This is a genomic window from Candidatus Avoscillospira sp. LCP25S3_F1 (assembly GCF_052117125.1).
In the GTDB taxonomy this organism is placed as follows: domain Bacteria; phylum Bacillota; class Clostridia; order Oscillospirales; family Oscillospiraceae; genus Avoscillospira_A.
The window spans coordinates 1-620 of the sequence record NZ_JBQKJT010000066.1; the positions used below are offsets into that span (position 1 = coordinate 1).

The 620-nt window shown below is 49.0% G+C and carries 1 protein-coding gene; it reads left to right on the plus strand.

Features of this window, described 5'->3' with window-relative positions; translation table 11 throughout:
- On the plus strand, nt 1–553 hold a 553-nt coding region (locus ACTQ33_RS17120), incomplete at its 5' end, for a transposase (protein WP_441465691.1).
- Nucleotides 554–620: the final 67 nt, after the last annotated feature.

The window sequence follows — 620 nt, forward strand, 5'->3', positions numbered from 1 at the left end:
CTACGGTCGGGATATGGCTGTTACTATCCGGAGCGCTGCTCAGAATTCTGTTGGGTCCTGTATGCCTGCCAAATCCCTGGAATTGCAACATACCATCCGGCTTATCCGTGAATTGGATGCTGAGATCGCTGAAATCGAGACTGAAATTGAGACAATAATGGACAATATACAGTCTCCTATTACAACTATCCCTGGCATGGGCTTCCGTATGGCTGCCATGATCCTTGCAGAAGTTGGCGACTTCTCTCGGTTTGAGTCGCCGGACAAATTATTGGCCTACGCCGGAATGTCACCTTCTACTTACCAGTCCGGGCAACTCAGGAATTGCTATCCCCACATGGAGAAGCGTGGCTCTCGATACTTACGCTACGCTCTTTACAACGCAGCCAAGTATGTCTGTCACTGGGACCCAACCTTTGCTGCTTACCTTGCTAAGAAAAGAGATGAAGGCAAACACTACAATGTCGCACTTTCTCATGCCACCAAAAAGTTAGTTCGTCTGCTGTTTGCCCTGGAAAGATCCAGACAGCCTTATTGCAGCTTGGCGGCCTAATTCCATCTTGTTAGCCTACGCCGGGGTCCCTACGGACCTCTGCTTTGCTATACCTTTCTTGAACTAT